Annotated in this window: 1 protein-coding gene; it reads left to right on the top strand. The window is 57.4% G+C overall.

The window, feature by feature from the left end:
* Window positions 1-309 (top strand): hypothetical protein (locus tag OSC30_RS16805; protein ID WP_267172997.1); only part of this gene is annotated, 309 nt, incomplete at its 5' end.
* Between the last annotated feature and the right edge of the window lie 104 nt (window positions 310-413).

The following is a 413-nucleotide window of genomic DNA, read 5'->3' as shown; positions in this document are numbered from 1 at the left end:
GGCTCGGCCAAAGACGGTTTCCGACTCATTTTCCGCGGCGTTGCTGCTCATCAGTTCGTATACCCCGAGCTTCCGTCCATCGTGCTCGCCCTTTCAGAACTTCCTGCCGAGACGCTTCTCCAGAAAGAGTGGCCCAATTTGGCAGAGGGAACGAGGCAATGTGGCTGGCCTGGACGGTGGGCCACTTCATTGGAGGCAGCGATCGCGTTTTGCGCCTCCGCAGGCCTCAAAGGCTACGAGTTAGACCAGTCCTACGGCATGTCCGGCTGGATCTTAGCCAAGTCGGTCGAGCGTGTCGGTGGCCCCTAACAATGCGTTCAAGCCGAAATTGCATCGCTACGCCGTCCATATGGCAAAAAGAGCTTGCCATATGGCCAGCTACGCGCTGCAATTCGGCTTAACTTGAGCGTTAG

The sequence above is a fragment of the Frateuria hangzhouensis genome (assembly GCF_026410505.1).
Taxonomy (GTDB): Bacteria; Pseudomonadota; Gammaproteobacteria; order Xanthomonadales; family Rhodanobacteraceae; genus Frateuria_A; species Frateuria_A hangzhouensis.
Note: the sequence above shows the minus strand (reverse complement) of the source record. Positions and strands in the feature narration are given on the sequence as shown.